Origin of the sequence: Halospina sp. K52047b (assembly GCF_008709855.1) — a bacterium.
Lineage (GTDB): Bacteria > Pseudomonadota > Gammaproteobacteria > Pseudomonadales > Oleiphilaceae > Halospina > Halospina utahensis_B.
Window position 1 is genome coordinate 221695 of sequence record NZ_VYJH01000003.1, and the last position, 15425, is coordinate 237119.

Annotated in this window: 15 protein-coding genes; 2 read left to right on the forward strand and 13 right to left on the reverse strand. The window is 62.7% G+C overall.

Annotated elements, in window-relative coordinates; genetic code table 11:
* Window positions 1–7: 7 nt before the first annotated feature.
* From F3089_RS05660 to F3089_RS05680, 5 genes are all read right to left on the reverse strand, one after another.
* Window positions 8–988, reverse strand: a complete 981-nt coding sequence (locus F3089_RS05660; protein ID WP_151439858.1) for an alpha/beta fold hydrolase — start codon at window positions 986–988, stop codon at window positions 8–10.
* Entirely contained in the window at window positions 988–1851 is an 864-nt protein-coding gene (locus tag F3089_RS05665; RefSeq protein ID WP_151439859.1) for an SDR family NAD(P)-dependent oxidoreductase, read from the reverse strand. Before F3089_RS05665 ends, F3089_RS05660 begins: the two co-directional genes overlap by 1 nt.
* Window positions 1848–3410: a flavin-containing monooxygenase gene (locus tag F3089_RS05670; RefSeq protein ID WP_151439860.1), complete on the reverse strand. Its 1563-nt coding sequence runs from the start codon at window positions 3408–3410 to the stop codon at window positions 1848–1850. The genes F3089_RS05665 and F3089_RS05670 overlap by 4 nt, the downstream gene beginning before the upstream one ends.
* A gap of 196 nt (window positions 3411–3606) precedes the next feature.
* Entirely contained in the window at window positions 3607–4398 is a 792-nt protein-coding gene (gene speD / locus F3089_RS05675) for an adenosylmethionine decarboxylase (protein WP_151439861.1), read from the reverse strand.
* A gap of 320 nt (window positions 4399–4718) precedes the next feature.
* A complete protein-coding gene (locus F3089_RS05680; protein ID WP_151440039.1) occupies window positions 4719–5135 on the reverse strand; it encodes an OsmC family protein in 417 nt (138 codons plus the stop codon).
* A gap of 382 nt (window positions 5136–5517) precedes the next feature.
* Between F3089_RS05680 and crp the strand changes: the two genes are divergently transcribed.
* Together crp and F3089_RS05690 are read left to right on the forward strand one after the other, a co-directional pair.
* A complete protein-coding gene (gene crp / locus F3089_RS05685) occupies window positions 5518–6159 on the forward strand; it encodes a cAMP-activated global transcriptional regulator CRP (RefSeq protein WP_095615851.1) in 642 nt (213 codons plus the stop codon).
* The gene (locus tag F3089_RS05690) at window positions 6159–6773 is read left to right on the forward strand and encodes a glutathione S-transferase family protein (RefSeq protein WP_151439862.1); all 615 of its coding nucleotides are present in this window, start codon (window positions 6159–6161) and stop codon (window positions 6771–6773) included. Before crp ends, F3089_RS05690 begins: the two co-directional genes overlap by 1 nt.
* An 18-nt stretch (window positions 6774–6791) precedes the next feature.
* Here the strand turns inward: F3089_RS05690 and F3089_RS05695 are convergent, their stop codons facing one another.
* The 8 genes from F3089_RS05695 to trpE all read right to left on the reverse strand — a co-directional run bounded on the left by F3089_RS05695 (window position 6792) and on the right by trpE (window position 15184).
* Window positions 6792–7250 (reverse strand): group I truncated hemoglobin, encoded by a 459-nt coding sequence (locus tag F3089_RS05695; protein WP_225741685.1) that lies wholly within the window; start codon window positions 7248–7250, stop codon window positions 6792–6794.
* Window positions 7251–7252: 2 nt separating this feature from the next.
* Window positions 7253–8128, reverse strand: coding sequence for a DUF3034 family protein (locus F3089_RS05700; protein ID WP_151439863.1), 876 nt, complete (start codon window positions 8126–8128; stop codon window positions 7253–7255).
* Complete coding sequence (locus F3089_RS05705; RefSeq protein ID WP_151439864.1) at window positions 8125–10485, reverse strand: putative bifunctional diguanylate cyclase/phosphodiesterase; 2361 nt, start codon at window positions 10483–10485, stop codon at window positions 8125–8127. The genes F3089_RS05700 and F3089_RS05705 overlap by 4 nt, the downstream gene beginning before the upstream one ends.
* On the reverse strand, window positions 10485–11150 hold the full coding sequence (locus F3089_RS05710; protein WP_151439865.1) for a methylamine utilization protein: 666 nt from the start codon (window positions 11148–11150) through the stop codon (window positions 10485–10487). Before F3089_RS05710 ends, F3089_RS05705 begins: the two co-directional genes overlap by 1 nt.
* 99 nt (window positions 11151–11249) lie before the next feature.
* Window positions 11250–12050, reverse strand: coding sequence for an indole-3-glycerol phosphate synthase TrpC (gene trpC, locus F3089_RS05715; protein WP_151439866.1), 801 nt, complete (start codon window positions 12048–12050; stop codon window positions 11250–11252).
* Window positions 12047–13087, reverse strand: a complete 1041-nt coding sequence (trpD, locus tag F3089_RS05720; protein ID WP_151439867.1) for an anthranilate phosphoribosyltransferase — start codon at window positions 13085–13087, stop codon at window positions 12047–12049. Before trpD ends, trpC begins: the two co-directional genes overlap by 4 nt.
* Before the next feature lie 6 nt (window positions 13088–13093).
* A complete protein-coding gene (locus F3089_RS05725) occupies window positions 13094–13687 on the reverse strand; it encodes an anthranilate synthase component II (protein WP_151439868.1) in 594 nt (197 codons plus the stop codon).
* A gap of 15 nt (window positions 13688–13702) precedes the next feature.
* Window positions 13703–15184, reverse strand: a complete 1482-nt coding sequence (gene trpE, locus F3089_RS05730; RefSeq protein ID WP_151439869.1) for an anthranilate synthase component I — start codon at window positions 15182–15184, stop codon at window positions 13703–13705.
* Window positions 15185–15425 lie beyond the last annotated feature (241 nt).

Below are 15425 nucleotides of genomic sequence, written 5' to 3' on the forward strand. Positions count from 1 at the left end.
CCCGTGTTCAGCCGTGGTCGCGCAGAAAGCGGCGGACCAGCCGGCCTGTCTGTACTGGCGCTTCCAGCATCGGAAGGTGGCCGATACCCCGAAGCACCGTCACTTCCGCATTGGGCAGCAGTGCGCCGTAGTGGTGGGCGCAGGAAACGTCCAGGACCTGGTCCCGTTCGCCCCAGATCACCTGTGCCGGCGCCTGGACCCGCTCCAGAAGCTCCGGGATGCGCTCGCGGGGCTGCATCATGTCCATGAACAGGTGCTGGTTGACCGGGCGCCGGTGGCGCATTTCCGGCCCCATCGCCAGGGGCATGACACGGCTGAAGACCCCGCGACCCCGCCAGGTGGCGTAGCGGAAGAGAGTGCGGGTTTCGTCCGCGTTACCGGGGATCAGCGGGTTCCGTCCCTCGATGAGCTGGCTTTCCATGGGGCTGTGGCGGGCACTGCCCATTCCAGCGGCATTCATCAGGACCAGGCCGGCGACGTGTTCGGGGTGGTTCGCGGCCAGGGTGGCACTGACAGCACCGCCCATGGAGGAGCCGATCCAGAACGCCGGGGGCAGGGTCAGATGCCTGGCCCATTCCGCCATGCGCCGGGCCTGGACCTCGTAGGTGTAGCGGGCGTCCGCGCGGTAGTCGCTCTGGCCGAACCCGGGCAGATCCGGCAGGTAGAGCGTCATACTGCGGCGTCGGATGGCCGGAATCAGGCTGGCCCAGTTCTCCTTGCTGGCGCCGAAACCATGGAGCAGAACCACCGGCGTTCCGTGCCCCGAGCCGATGCGCCAATGCTGGATGCGGTGTCCGTCGATCTCGATGCTTTCCGCCTGGATGCCGGGAATCCAGCCACTGATGGCCTGAAGCTTCTGCCAGGCGCTGGTCGCTGGTTGCCAGCGATCCAGCGTTGCACGGTCCGGCTGGGCCGAGGGTGCCTTCAGGTAGGAGTCACTTACCTCCTGGAGGGAGTCCAGTATCGCATTGAAGGTGGTCGCTTCCATCAGCTTCTCCGTGCTGCGCTCTGGCGTTGGCGGTTGAGCTTCAGCGCACCGGTCACGAGGCCCTGGTAGCCGGCGGGCAGCAGTCGCTGCATCCAGTCCGCGGCATGCGCCTCTGTGCCGATCAGTAGCCTGCGGCGGTCACGCTTTACAGCCTTCAGTATAGCCTGTGCAGCGTCATCCGCAGTGGTCCGGAACAGCTTCTCGAAGTTGGCCGTCAGCGTGCCCGTTTCCTCGCCCATGAGATCGGAAATGCTCGCGTCCATGCGCGCGGTGCGGGCGATGTTGGTCTTGATGCCACCCGGGTGGACGCAGGTGGCGGAGATGCTGCCACCGTCCATGTCGAGTTCCTGGCGGAGGGATTCAGTGAATCCGCGCACCGCGAATTTGGTGGCGTTGTAGCTGCTCATTCCGGGCTGGGCGAAGAGACCGAAGATGCTGGAGATGTTGACCACATGGCCGCCGCCGGGGGCTTCCTTCAGGTAGGGCAGGAAGGTTTTGGTGCCATAGAGCACGCCCTTGAAGTTGATGTCCAGGATCCAGCTGTAGTCCGTGTAGCTGGACTCGGCCACGGAGCCCGCGTGGGCCACGCCGGCGTTGTTGAAGATCAGGTTGACCTGGCCGTGGTCGCGGACCACGTTTTTGGCCCAGTCTTCCACCTCGCGGCGTCTGGCCACATTGACCGTGGCGCTGGTCACGTTGACGCCCCGGTTTTCACACAGGCGGGCGGTTTCAGCCAGGCCCTCCGCGTCCACATCACTCAGTGCGAGGTGACAGCCCTCGGCTGCCAGTGCGCAGGCCAGGGCCCGGCCAATGCCGGACCCTGCGCCGGTAACGGCGGCTACCTTGCCGGAAAAGGACTTCATGCGGGCTGTTCCTCCAGGTTGGCTTTGGTTGATGATACCTGGTCGTGGAATCCGGTGCCGGCCTGCTCCCCGGCAGTACCGGCGTGGTAGGCGGCGGCGTCGAACTGGCGTGTCTGGCGGCTGAAGCGGAAGGTGAAGTCCGGCCACAGGGCCACGTTCTTGCCCGTCTCCGGATGGATATACCAGCTGGTGCAGCCCCCATCATTCCAGATGGAGCCATCCAGGCGGCCCTGTAGCCGCTGGTTGTACTGCCTCTGCGTCCTGTGCTTAACATCGACCCAGTCGATGTCCTTCTCTTCCATGGTGCGGATGGCATCCATCACGTACTGGATCTGGGATTCGATCATGTAGACCATGGAGTTGTGCCCCAGGCCGGTGTTCGGTCCCATGACCATGAACAGGTTGGGGAAGCCGGAGATGGCGGCGCCCTTGTAGGCCTCCGGGCCGTCCTGCCACAGCTCGTTCAGGTCCTGCCCATTACGGCCCTTGATCAGTCCCTTCGGGACCGGGTCCGTGGACTTGAAGCCAGTGCCGTAGATGAGCACGTCGATTTCACGGTGCTGGCCATCCGTCGTCACGATGCCCGTCTCCGTGATCTCCTGGATACCGTCGGTCACCACGTCGACGTTGGGCTGGTCCAGCGCCGGGTAATAGTTGTTGGACATCAGGACCCGCTTGCAGCCGAACTCGTAATCCGGGGTGACCTTGCGCTGCAGCTCCGGGTCGCTGATCTGGCGGCGGATATGGGATTTCGCCATATGCCGGGCTGCCTTGAGCAGCTTCGGGTTGATGAGCATGGGCACGACCCGGCTCTCCAGCATCCAGTACAGCGCCTTGCGCTCCAGTTGCTGGACCATGGGCAGACGGCGGAAGATGCCACGCTCTTTCTCGCTGATCTCGCGGTCCGGCTTGGGCATGATCCAGGGCGCGGAGCGCTGGAACAGGTAGAGCTGCCCGGCCTCCTTCTGCACCTCGGGAACGAACTGGATGGCGGAGGCGCCGGTGCCGATCACGGCCACGCGCTTGCCGGTGAGGTCGTAGTCGTGGTCCCAGTCCTGGGAGTGGAAGGCCTTGCCCTGAAAACGGTCCGTGCCCGGGATGTTGGGGTAGGCCGGGATTGACAGGGCGCCCATGCCGGAGACCAGAACGCTGGCGGTGAACTCGCGCCCCTGGTTGTCCTTCAGCTGCCACAGGGCCCGGGATTCGTCCCATTTCGCTTCGGTCAGCGGTGTGTTCAGGTGGATGTGGGGGCGGATCCGGTACTTGTCGGCGCAGTGCTCCAGGTACTGGCGGATCTCCTCCTGGGGCGCGAACATCCGCGTCCATTCCGGGTTCGGCTCGAAGGAATAGGAGTAGACGTGGGACTGCACGTCACAGGCGCAGCCGGGGTAGTGGTTCTGGCGCCAGGTGCCGCCGATGCCGTCGTCCTTCTCGAAGATCCGGAAGCTGTGCCGGCCCTCGCCCTTGAGCTGGATGGCCATGCCGAGCCCGGAGAAACCGGATCCGATGATGGCCACCTGGGTGTGTTTGGTCGCGATGGTGCCGTGTTGCTGGGCCATGGGATACCTCCCCTCACTGCCTGTATACATCTGTCTACAAAGGTAGACGAATGTATACCTCTGTGTAAAGTCTTTCACTGCAAAAAGTGACATTGCCTGATGTAACGGTATGAGGGTGGGTGCCCGCATTGGCGCCCGGGACCGGGCGCCGGGTCAGCTGGGATAATACTGTCTGGAGCCGGTGGCTGGGGCGGTGTCAGGGAAGGTTGCGGGAGTAGAAGATTTCGAGCATCTCTTTCTGCAGCCGTTGGTGGATGTCGTCGGCTTCCTGTTTGTCCAGGTCGGCTGCGTTTACCCCGAAGACGTAGTTGTCGAGGTTGAACTCGCGCAGGATCATCTTGGTGTGGAAGAGGTTATCCTGGTACACGTTCACGTCCATCATCTGGTACGCGGCGCGGGTGTCCTCGGTGAGGTAGTCCTGGATGGAGCTCATCTCGTGGTCGCTGTAGTGCTTCTTGCCGTTTACGTCGCGGGTGAAACCGCGTACGCGGTAGTCGACGGTGACGATGTCAGAGTCGAAGCTGTGGATCAGGTAGTTGAGCGCCTTCAGCGGTGAGATGAGGCCGCAGGTGGAAACGTCGATGTCCGCCCGGAAGGTGCTGATACCCTCGTACGGATGGCTTTCCGGGTAGGTATGGACGGTGACGTGGCTCTTGTCGAGGTGGCCGACCAGGGTTTCCGGCAGCGGGCCCGGGGAGGCTTCGCTGATGTTGCCTTCGGGGGCTTCCTCGTGCTCGGCGATGAGCATGGTGACGCTGGCACCGTGGGGGTCGTAGTCCTGGTGGGCGATGTTGAGGATGTTGGCGCCGATGATCTTCACTACGTCGGTGAGGATCTGGGTCAGGCGTTCGGCGTTGTACATCTCGTCGATGTACTCGATGTAGGCCTTGCGCTGCTCTTCGGTGCGCGCGTAGCAGATATCGTAGATATTGAAGCTGAGGGACTTGGTCAGGTTGTTGAAGCCGTGAAGTTCCAGTTTGGGTTCCATCGGCATGCCCCTCCACTCTCTTGCACACGGTGCTGGTAAAGCCGCGTATTATGCCTGCGTCGCTCTGCGCTGAACACCATTGGTCTGCTCAGGGATTTCCCGGACTGATTCTGTCCTCTGTCACAAGAATGCGGATGCTTTTGCCGGTTTCAAAGGCTGCGGGATAACTTTCCGGGAATCGCCACAAGTACATCCATGTAGGCTGCGCGGTGGCCATCCCTGGCCACCGAGCTTCCCTCCAAGTCATCCCGCAGCCTTTGAACCCCAAGTCCTGCAGGTAGCGTTAGCTCATTTCTTTGGCTCGAGACCCTTGGTCTCTATTATTCATGAATAGTGTAGTCATGCGTGATCTCAACCCCGGCCTTCTCCAGCATGATCGAAGCCGAGCAGTACTGCTCGGCCGAAAGCTGGATGGCACGGGCGACGCGCTTTTCGTTCAGATCCTGTCCGGTCACGTGGAAGTGGATATGGATCTTCGTGAAAACGGAGGGAACCGAATCCGCACGTTCGGCGGTGATTTCAGCGCGGCAGTCGGTGACGTTCTGGCGGGATTTCTGGAGGATGCTCATGACGTCGAAGGAGGTGCAGCCGCCGAGGCCGACGAGCATCATTTCCATGGGGCGTGCGCCCTGGTTCTCGCCGCCGTGGTCGGGCGGGCCGTCCAGCTGGATGTCGTGGCCGGAGCCGGTGGTGGCGCGGAAGCTGGCGGCGCCGGTCCAGTTAATCGTGGTGTTCATGGCCATAACAGCGGCGATCTCCCAAAACGTTGGATTGAGGTGTGGTCTGGCGGTGTTATACGGGAAGCTCGGTCGCCAGGGGTCAGGCCGAAAGGTCTGACGGGTTGCCACGGATGGCAACCCAGGACTGGCACACGGAGCAGGATAGCGCAGTGTGCCAGGCGACCGCGCAGCGTCCATGGATGGATTCATAGCGATTCCCGGATAACACCGCCAGACTGCGCCTCCCTGCAGGAAAGGAGCAGGCTACCACAGCCTTAAATCTTGAGGGTATCGCACCGGACGACGAACCCCTTGTGCTGTTCTATACTGGGTGCTATCAAAAGGAGATGCCCCGCCGGGGCCAGAACGGAAACGTCCATAACAGAATCAGGATGCCATCATGACCAGTATTGCCAGACCCGTCGACAACAAGACCAAGCACCTGGACTACTTCCTGTCCCAGTGCCACCGGCGGCGTTACCCGGCAAAGAGCACCATCATCTACGCCGGCGATAAGAGCGACTCACTGTTCTACATCGTCAAGGGCTCTGTCACCGTCATCATCGAGGACGACGACGGCCGCGAGATGATCATGGCCTACCTCAACGCCGGCGACTTCTTCGGCGAAATGGGCCTGTTCGACAACATGGACTCGCGCAGCGCCTGGGTGAAGGCCAAGACCGAGTGTGAGGTTGCCGAGATCAGCTACACCAAGTTCCGCGAGATCTCCCAGGAAGACCCGAAGGTCCTGTACTTCATCGGCGAACAGATGGCGTCGCGCCTGCGCCAGACCACCCGCAAGGTTGGCGATCTGGCCTTCCTCGACGTGACCGGCCGGGTCGCGCGCACGCTGCTCGACCTGTGCGAGGAGCCGGATGCCATGACGCACCCGGACGGCATGCAGATCAAGATCACCCGCCAGGAAATCGGCCGCATCGTGGGCTGCTCCCGCGAGATGGTGGGCCGAGTCCTGAAAACACTCGAAGACCAGGGCCTGGTACAGGTCTCCGGCAAAACCATGGTTGTTTACGGAACCCGATGATGAAAATCTACGAAATGAAAAAGGCGCCCAATCCGAGGCGTGTGCGTATGTTCATGGCCGAGAAGGGCATTCTCGACCAGGCGGAATTTGTTGAGATGGATCTTCAGCAGGGCGAGAACCTCACGCCCGAATTCGCACAGAAGAATCCCATGAAGAAGGTACCGGTGCTGGAGCTCGACGACGGCACCTGTATCTCGGAAACCATGGCCATCTGCCGTTACTTTGAGGAACTCCACCCGCAGCCGCCGCTGCTGGGCAAGGATGCGCTGGACAAGGCAAAAGTTGAGCAGTGGCTGCGCTGGCTCGAGCTCTATTTCTTCATGCCCACTGGCATGTGTTTCCAGCATACCAGTGGTGTTTTCAAAGACCGCATGACCCCGATCCCGGAATGGGGCGAGGAATGCCGCAAGGGTGTGGAGAAGTTCATGCACTTCCTGAACAAGCACCTGGAAGGGCGCGAGTTCATCGTGGGAGATCATTTCACCGCGGCGGACATCAGTGCTCTGTGCACCGTCGACTTCAACAAGGTCAACAAGATCGGTATCCAGGCCGACCAGACCAACCTTCAGGCCTGGTACGACCGCATCTCCCAGCGCGAGTCCGCAAAGGTCTGACAGAGCCGGGGCCCGCGCCTACCGGGTAGGCGCGGCTTCCGCCGGCACGTCCACGATGTCCTCATGCAGCGGCACCAGCCGCTCCAGCAGCCGGTTCTGTGCCCAGGTGGGCACTTCTTCCTCTTCCATGGCCCGGACCAGCTGTTCCGCCAGGGCATTGAACTGGGTGTCGGTCACGCCCATGCCGGCGTGGACCGAGCGCATGTCATCGCCGCTGTAGGTGCAGGGGCCGCCACTGAGCTGGCAGAGCTGGTCGCTCAGGTTGCGGTGGAAGCGCCGTACGTCGATGCCCTTGAACTGGAAGGCGATGCGCTCGTCATCCGCGATGCGGCCGAGCAGTTCCTTCACGATCGTCTCGATGCCGGAGCGTTCGCCCAGGGCCTGATAGAGTTCACCGGATTGTTCCTGGGCGTGGGCAGGCATCAGCGCAAAGACGCTGAGCAGCACTGCAAGCAGCATCTGGCGTTGGACTCGCATGGTCAGAAACTCCCTTCGATGGACAGGTAGGCGCCGTCCTGGGATTCGAGGCCGGCGATGTCGCCCAGGTTCACGTAGGCGGCGGTTATCGAGAGACGGCGGTCCGGGATCCAGGCAACGTAGAGATCCCACCAGTCGTCTTCCGCGGCAAAGCCAAGGTTGTCCGGTTTCTCGCGGTACTCCCCGCCGATCAGCCAGTCACGCCGCAGGAACAGGCCGGCGCTGGCTTCGGCGACCAGCTCGTGGCTGTCCCGCTGGTCACCACCGAAGCCCAGCAGGCCACCCTGGTTCGCCCGGGTGGTGCGGAGCGTGCCGTTCACCACCAGGTTGCGGCCAAAGGGCCCGGCGAGGAAGAGTTTGCTGCCACTGAGGTAGACATCGGTGCCGGTGTCATCCTTGGCGCCCACGGCCGCCGGTATCTCTGAGACCCGATGGCGCTTGTGCTGTACACCAAGACTCCACTGGCCGTAGGGGCTGTAGATTAGATCGCCTGCCAAGCGTGCCTTGAGACCGAAGATGTCCTGTTTGAGATCCGTTTCTCCGAACGGCAGCGCGAAGGCCAGCGTGTCCATTTCGAGCTCCTGGCGGGCAAAGCTCACCTCGATCCGGTTGCGCCAGTTGAAAGCGGCGCCCTGGACGTTGAGCGTGTAGTCCTGTGTATTCGCCCTGGATAGCGCAACGGTGCCACCCCACTCCTCATCACTGGCGTAGCCGGCGAGGGTGGCCCAGGGACTGATCCCGCCGCCCGCGCTGCCCTCGATGCTGGTCACGCCGCCCGTGCCCCAGAGGCGACTTCCGGGGGGCTCGGCACTGGCTACTGGCGCCATCCCTGACCCCAGGGCGAACGCCAGTGCCGTGAGTGTCCATACCTTGTTCATGGTGGATCTCCGCTTTTGTCGAGCCCCTGTTCCCGGGCCCACTGTTCATAACGGGCGGCCCAGTCGGGCAGGTCCGCACCGGCCATGGGACGCCCCATGAAGAACCCCTGGGCCTGTTCGCAGCCCCACTTCTGGAGCAGTCGCCAGCTCTCGTGATTCTCGATGCCCTCGGCACAGACCCGGAGCTGGAGCCCGTGGGCCAGGTCGATGGTGGATTTCACGATCAACTGGTCCTGCTCCTCATGGCTCATGTTCAGGACAAAGGACTTGTCGATCTTAAGTTCCTGGACCGGTAACTGCCGGAGCTGGGCAAGCGATGACTGCCCGGTTCCGAAGTCATCCACTGAAATGTTCGCGCCCAGCGCACGCAGCTTCTCCAGGGTCTGGAGCGCAACGCCTGTGTCGCTCATAACCGCACTTTCCGTAATCTCAAACGTCAGGCGGTGCATCTCGCCCTCAAGGTGCCGGAAATGGTAATGGACCTTCTCCGGCAGACCCGGATCGGCCAGGTCCAGTGCCGACAGGTTGATGGCCAGCTTAAGGTCCATTCCACGGCCCTGCCAGTCCCGGCTGTCTTCGGCCGCCATGGCCATCACCAGTTCGGTCAGTTGCAGGGTCTGGCCAGAGCTTTCCGCAAGGGGGATGAACTCGTCGGGGCCGATGAACCCAAGCTCCGGGTGGTGCCAGCGAACCAGGGCCTCCACCCCGACGAACCCTCCGGTATCCAGCGCCAGCTTGGGTTGATAGTTCAGGTGGAGCTGGCGGTTCTGGATGGCATCGTTGAGGTCGCGGATCAGCTGGATCTCACGCAGGTGCTCCTCGTCGCCACCCGGGGTGTAGAGGGCGATGTGGTTGGTCGTATGGGGCGCGCGTTCCAGCGTGAGGTCCAATCGCCGCTGGACCTCGTCAATGGTCCCGGCCTGTTCCGGAATCCTCAGGGCGGCGAGATCCACGTGGATCTGGACCGGGCTGCCGAAAACCTCCACGGAGGTCTCGATACGCTGTTTCAGCCAGGTGAGACGTTCCAGCAGGCTGTCATCTTCCAGATGCGGCAGTATGGCGACGAACTGGCTGCCGCCGGTGCGGCCCAGATTCCCGGGGCTCAGCAGCACACCGTTGAGTCTCAGGGCGGTGGCGATCAGGGTTTCATCCCCGAAGCGGAAGCCCAGCATCTCGTTGATGGTCTTGATGTCGGGCATGTTGATACCAATGACGCTGGCCTGCTCCCCGCTGTCCAGGCAGCGCTGGAGCCTCTCCTTGATGGCCCGCCAGTTCCAGTTGGGGAGTCCCGTCAGGCTGTCATGGGTGGCCGCATGCTCAATCCGCTGTTCGTGCTGGAGGATGCTGCTGCGCATGTTCAGCAGGGACCGGAGCAGGATCCGGGGTTCCCCGGGGACCCGTATCTCGGGGGGTGCGGCATGGCGATCCTCGCCCAGTGCCTGGGCGAATCGGGAGAGCCTGAAGATGGGGCGCCCGAGGGTGCGGGCGGTTACAAGGACCACGCCGCTGGCAATTGCAAGGACCACAGCCAGCACCACAGCCATCTCCAGGATCAGCGAGTAGTAGCGCGAGAGAGCGCTGGCCCTGTCCTTGAGAAGCCAGACCTGTGCCGGCGGCTGCCCGATGCTTTCCAGGTCCATGGAGCGCATGAAGAACCGGTTGTTTTCGCGCATACCGGAGGCCGCCACTGGTGTTGATGCCATCGCCCGGGAGGGTAGTTCCGACTCGGGGAGACTGGTCCCGAGAATCCGGTTATGGTCTCCGGTGGCCTGGAACACGATGTCAGTGGCGGTGAGATCGGCGATAAGATGGGCGAAGTCATCATCAAGACGAAAACCGGCAATCAGCCAGGCCTTCAGTCCCGCGCCTTCGATCGGGACCATCAGAACCTGGTGGACCTGGTTACGCCATCGGGTCACGGCCGACACGCTGCCTTCCTGGTGGGCCTTTTGGAACAGCTTACTGAAGGGTACTGGCTTGCCATTATCAAGGTCTGCCAGGTTGGCGAGCAGCCTGCCGTCATCGTCCGCAATCATTGCAAGATCGGTATTGGCCCGCGAGCTGTGATTCTCGAGCGCGCTGGTAATGGTCGCGATGTCCCTGGAGGCGATGGCCGATTTTAGGCCGAAGTCCCGCGACAGGATCTGGAGGTTGGAGACCAGCAGGTCCGTGCGCGCGTCGATCACCTCTTTGGCAACCCGCTCGGCGACGTTCAGCTGCTCTTCCGCCCGGGCTTTCTCTTCCTCGAACAGGTTATACATCAATACCGCGGCCACGCTGCCGCTGGCGAGGACCACCAGTGCCAGCATGGCGAGCATCAGTCGTGCCCGGAAGCCGGTTTCAGGCAGTAATGCCATCAGAGATCCTGGAACTCCTGCTGGATCTGGTCGAGTTCGTCATTACCGTCGTTTCGTGGCTCGAGTGTCACACGGACGCGCATCTCGGAAAGGGAATCCGGTGTCAGGGTGTGTTGGCTGTAACGATCAGTGTCGGCGAAGCGCCGGTGCCAGATGTTGGCCTTAACGGGCTGCTTGCCGGCACTGGATGCAACATCAAAACGGGCCTGGCCATTGGTGTCGGTCAACGCGTAATGGGGCCGGTCCGTGACCAGGATGAAGCCCTGCATATGATCGTGGATGTTGCACCCGATTTCGACAATACCGCTTTGGTCGAACTGGATGGGGGCTTCCGGCTCGCCGGCGTAGAGCTCGATATTGAAGGTCTTTGCCTCGGAAAAGGAGTAGACATGGTGCTGGGTATTGTCGCGATTGGGGAAATTGACCTCGGAGCCGGCCGGAATCACCAGTAAGCCGGGACGAAAGGCCCGGTTCTCCTGGGCGATGGTGAACGTGTCCGTTGAGGGTTTGCCCGCGCCGGGCAGGGTAACCACGGCATTTTCGACCGGTTCGTCGGTGCGCTCATTGATCACGGTAATGGTGAGCGGTTCGGCGAAAGCGGACGTGGCAATGAAAAGTGCGCAGAGAGCAGCGCACTTGATCGGGCGAAGCAGTACAGGTCTCATGGCCTGGCCTATTGGGGTCGTCTGACAGGCTGAACATAGCAGATATTGTAGGTTTACGATGGTGTAGGCGGCCGCGTTCAGGGCTTTTTGTCAGGGTTTTTAAAAGAACAGCTCACCCAGCTTGTAGCCCGGGCTGCCCGCCCGCATGAAGGACTCCCCTACCAGGAAGGCGTGGATGCCGCGTTCGCGCATGGCGTTGACGTCTTCACGGGTATGGATGCCGCTTTCCGTAATGGTAAGGCGCCCGCTGGTTAAGCGCTGGTGCAGCTCCCAGGTGGTCGCGAGTGAGACTTCGAAGGTGTGCAGGTCGCGGTTGTTGATACCGAGCAGGGGGCTCTCTACCTGAAGGGCCTGGTTGAGCTCCGCTTCATTATGGACTTCCACGAGTACATCCATGCCCAGTTCACGGGCGATGCCAGCCAGGTCCTGCATCTGGGCAACAGACAGGCAGGCGGCGATCAGCAGGATGCAATCGGCGCCCGCAATGCGGCTCTCGTGGATCTGGTATTCATCCACCATGAAGTCCTTGCGCAGGACGGGCAGGGTGCAGGCTTCACGGGCGGCCAACAGGTCGGCTTCACCGCCCTGGAAGAAGTCCCTGTCGGTCAGGACGGAGAGGCAGGCTGCGCCGTGGGCCTCGTAGTCGCGGGCGATGGCGGCGGGGTCATAGGGGTCGCGAAGCACACCGGCACTGGGCGAGGCCCGCTTGATCTCGGCGATCACCGCTGGATCACCGGCATCGATCCGCCGTTGCAGTGCGGCGGCAAAACCACGCGTGGCGGGCTGTTCCCGCGCTTCGCTCCGGCAGTCCTCGAAAGACAACCGCCGCTGGCGCTCGGCCACTTCCTCATGCTTGCGGGCGACGATGCGTTTGAGAACCGTGGGCGTACCGTCGTTCATTCCGCCTGCTCCATTCGTTGGCTGAGTTCGGCCAGCTGCTCCATGCGTTCCAGGGCACTGCCGTTTTCCATGGCGGCCAGGGCCCTGCGGGCGCCTTCGGTCAGTGATTCCGCCAGGTCGCCGGCATAGAGTGCGGCTCCGGCATTGAGCGCGATCATGTCCCGGGCGACGGCGGCGCGCTCACCCGGACTCGGACTCAGGGCCTCCCGGATCAGGGCCAGGGACTCGGCGGCGTCGGCCACCTGGAGGTCAAAGATCGGCTGGGCCCTGATGCCCATGTCTTCCGGGCGGATATGGTATTCGCTGATCTCACCGTCTTTCAGTTCCGCGACCCGGGTCCGGCTGGCCAGGCTGATCTCGTCCAGCCCGTCCTCGGAGTGGACAATCAGGATATGCTCGCTGCCGAGCCGGCGCAGGACTTCCGCCATGGGCACACAGAGGTCGCCGTTGAACACACCGATCACCTGGTGCTTCACGCCCGCCGGGTTGGTCATGGGCCCGAGGATGTTGAACAGGGTGCGGATGCCCAGCTCCCTGCGGGGCCCCACGGCGTGCTTCATGGCCGTGTGGTGGTTGGGGGCGAACATGAAGCCCACGCCCAGCTCGTGCACGCAGCGGGTGATCTGCTCCGGCGTCATGTTCAGTCGCAGCCCGGCCTGGTCGAGCAGGTCTGAGCTGCCGCTGCGCGAGGAAACCGAGCGGTTGCCGTGCTTGGCCACGTTGCCACCGGCCGCGGCGATAACGAAGGTAGCCGCAGTAGAGACGTTGAACAGGTTGGCCCCGTCACCGCCGGTACCGACGATGTCCACCACATTGGGCACATCCAGCGTGACGCCGGTGGCCAGCTCCCGCATGACTTCCACGGCGCCGGTGATCTCGTCGATGGCCTCGCCCTTCATGCGCAGGCCGATCAGGAAGCCACCGATCTGAGCGTCCGTGGCCTCGCCCTGCATGATGGTGCGCATCACAGCCTTCATGTTCTCGGTGCTCAGGTCCTGTCGCTCGGCGACTTTGGCGATGGCGGTCTGGATGTCCATGGTGGTCTACCCCCGGTTCGTCATGTTCAGAAAGTTCTGCAACAGCTCATGGCCGTGGCGCGTCATGATCGACTCCGGGTGGAACTGCACACCCTCGATGGTCAGGGTACGGTGCCTCAGGCCCATCACCTCCTCCATGGAGCCGTCCTCATTCTCGGTCCAGGCCGTGATCTCGAGTTCGCTGTCGGGCCAGTGATCCTTGTCCACCACCAGCGAGTGGTAGCGTGTGGCCTCGAACGGATTCTCCAGCCCGGCGAAAACGCCCTCGCTCCGGTGATGGATCATCGAGGTCTTGCCGTGCATGACCTGGCCGGCACGGATTACCTTGCCGCCGAAGACCTGGCCGATGCACTGGTGACCCAGGCACACGCCCAGAAGCGGGATGCGACCGGCAAAGCGGCGCACCACCTCCAGCGAGATGCCGGCCTCGTCCGGTGAACAGGGGCCGGGGGAGATCACGATTCGCTCGGGGGCCATGGCCTCGATCTCGTCGAGGCTGATGGTGTCGTTGCGGTGGACCTCCACGTCGGCGCCCAGTTCGCCCAGGTACTGGACCACGTTGTAGGTGAAGGAGTCGTAGTTATCGATCATCAGCAGCATGGTGTCTCCCTCGCCTCAGTGGTCGAAGTCGGTCAGGGCCATGTCGGCGGCCCGGAAGATGGCGCGACCCTTGTTCTGGGTCTCCTTCCATTCAAGGCGCGGCACGGAATCCGCCACCACACCGGCACCCGCCTGGATATGCAGGGTCTCATCCCTGATGACCGCGGTACGGATGGCGATGGCCGTGTCCATGTTGCCGCTCCAGGAGAGGTAGCCCACGGCGCCGCCGTAGACGCCGCGCTTGACCGGTTCGAGCTCGTCCAGGATCTCCATGGCGCGGATCTTGGGGGCGCCGCTGAGCGTGCCCGCCGGCAGTGTGGCGCGCAGCACGTCCATGCAGGAGAGGCCCTCGCGCAGCTTGCCGGTGACGTTGGAGACGATGTGCATGACGTGGGAGTAGCGCTCGACCGTCATGGTGTCCGTGAGCGTCACCGAGCCGGTTTCGGTCACACGGCCGATATCGTTGCGACCCAGGTCGATCAGCATCAGGTGTTCGGCGCGTTCCTTGGGGTCGGCCAGCAACTCCCGTTCCAGCGCCTCGTCTTCTTCGCGGCTGGCGCCGCGCTTGCGGGTGCCGGCGATGGGGCGCACCGTCACTTCCTCATCCTCGACTCGAGCCAGGATCTCCGGCGAGGAGCCCACGATGTGGAAATCCTTCAGGTTGAGGAAGTACATGTAGGGCGAGGGATTGAGGCAGCGCAGAGCACGGTACAGGTTCAGCGGTGGGGCTTCGAAGGCCACGGACATGCGTCGTGAGAGTACGGTCTGCATGACGTCGCCGGCCAACACGTATTCCCGGATCTTCTCCACCGCCGCTTCGAAGTCGGTCTGGGTGAAGTCCGAGTGGAAGTCACGCTCCTCGATGCGATTGCCGGTGGCCTCGGAAACCGGGCTGGTGACACGGGTTTCGCGCAACCGTTTTTCCAGTTCATCCAGCCGCTGAACGGCCGCTTCATAGCTTCCGGCGCTTGCCGGGCTGGCCTGGACGATCAGGTGGAGCTTGCCGCGCAGGTTATCGAACACCACCACTTCGTCGGAAACCATCAGCAGGACATCCGGTGTGCCCAGCTCGTCCGGCGGTACGCTGTCCCGCAGCCGGGGCTCGATGAAGCGCACCGTGTCATAGCCGAAGTAACCCACCAGGCCGCCGTTGAAGCGCGGCATGTCCGGCAGGTCCGGGGAGTGGTAACGGGCCTGGAAGGCCTCGATGTAGGCCAGCGGATCCTCGGCGGTGAGCGAGTCGATTACGCCATCGTCGGATTCGTGCACGATCTCATGGCCGTTCACCCGTACCCGTTCGCGGGCTGGCAGGCCGATGATGGAATAACGGCCCCACTTCTCGCCGCCCTGGACGGACTCCAGCAGGTAGGAATAGGGGCCATCGGCCAGTTTGAGATAGGTGCTCAGTGGGGTGTCGAGATCCGCATACACTTCCCGGTGGACGGGGATGCGGTTATAGCCTTCGCCGGCATAGGCGTCGAACTGTTCGGGCGTCATGGATCTGTCCTGAAAAAAGCATGGGCGTTGTGGAATCGTGGCGTCGGCCACGGGCGCTCAGTGGTGGCGGTTCACCATCGCCAGCGCGGGTTCGCCCAGCGTGCGGGGTGCACGATCAGAGTTGCTTCTTTCAGTCCGGCGGTCACGGCCGCTCTCCCGATGGTTGGAATAACGATCTCAGGTTAGCGAAGAGGCTCCTGGGAAGCAACCGTCGTCATCCGCTCTCCACAAATGATACGGA

Coding starts and splice junctions, on each gene's coding strand:
- F3089_RS05660 (WP_151439858.1), bottom strand. CDS start 988: ATGGAAGCGACCACCTTCAATGCGATACTGGACTCCCTCCAGGAGGTA.
- F3089_RS05665 (WP_151439859.1), bottom strand. CDS start 1,851: ATGAAGTCCTTTTCCGGCAAGGTAGCCGCCGTTACCGGCGCAGGGTCC.
- F3089_RS05670 (WP_151439860.1), bottom strand. CDS start 3,410: ATGGCCCAGCAACACGGCACCATCGCGACCAAACACACCCAGGTGGCC.
- speD (WP_151439861.1), bottom strand. CDS start 4,398: ATGGAACCCAAACTGGAACTTCACGGCTTCAACAACCTGACCAAGTCC.
- F3089_RS05680 (WP_151440039.1), bottom strand. CDS start 5,135: ATGAACACCACGATTAACTGGACCGGCGCCGCCAGCTTCCGCGCCACC.
- crp (WP_095615851.1), top strand. CDS start 5,518: ATGACCAGTATTGCCAGACCCGTCGACAACAAGACCAAGCACCTGGAC.
- F3089_RS05690 (WP_151439862.1), top strand. CDS start 6,159: ATGAAAATCTACGAAATGAAAAAGGCGCCCAATCCGAGGCGTGTGCGT.
- F3089_RS05695 (WP_225741685.1), bottom strand. CDS start 7,250: ATGCGAGTCCAACGCCAGATGCTGCTTGCAGTGCTGCTCAGCGTCTTT.
- F3089_RS05700 (WP_151439863.1), bottom strand. CDS start 8,128: ATGAACAAGGTATGGACACTCACGGCACTGGCGTTCGCCCTGGGGTCA.
- F3089_RS05705 (WP_151439864.1), bottom strand. CDS start 10,485: ATGGCATTACTGCCTGAAACCGGCTTCCGGGCACGACTGATGCTCGCC.
- F3089_RS05710 (WP_151439865.1), bottom strand. CDS start 11,150: ATGAGACCTGTACTGCTTCGCCCGATCAAGTGCGCTGCTCTCTGCGCA.
- trpC (WP_151439866.1), bottom strand. CDS start 12,050: ATGAACGACGGTACGCCCACGGTTCTCAAACGCATCGTCGCCCGCAAG.
- trpD (WP_151439867.1), bottom strand. CDS start 13,087: ATGGACATCCAGACCGCCATCGCCAAAGTCGCCGAGCGACAGGACCTG.
- F3089_RS05725 (WP_151439868.1), bottom strand. CDS start 13,687: ATGCTGCTGATGATCGATAACTACGACTCCTTCACCTACAACGTGGTC.
- trpE (WP_151439869.1), bottom strand. CDS start 15,184: ATGACGCCCGAACAGTTCGACGCCTATGCCGGCGAAGGCTATAACCGC.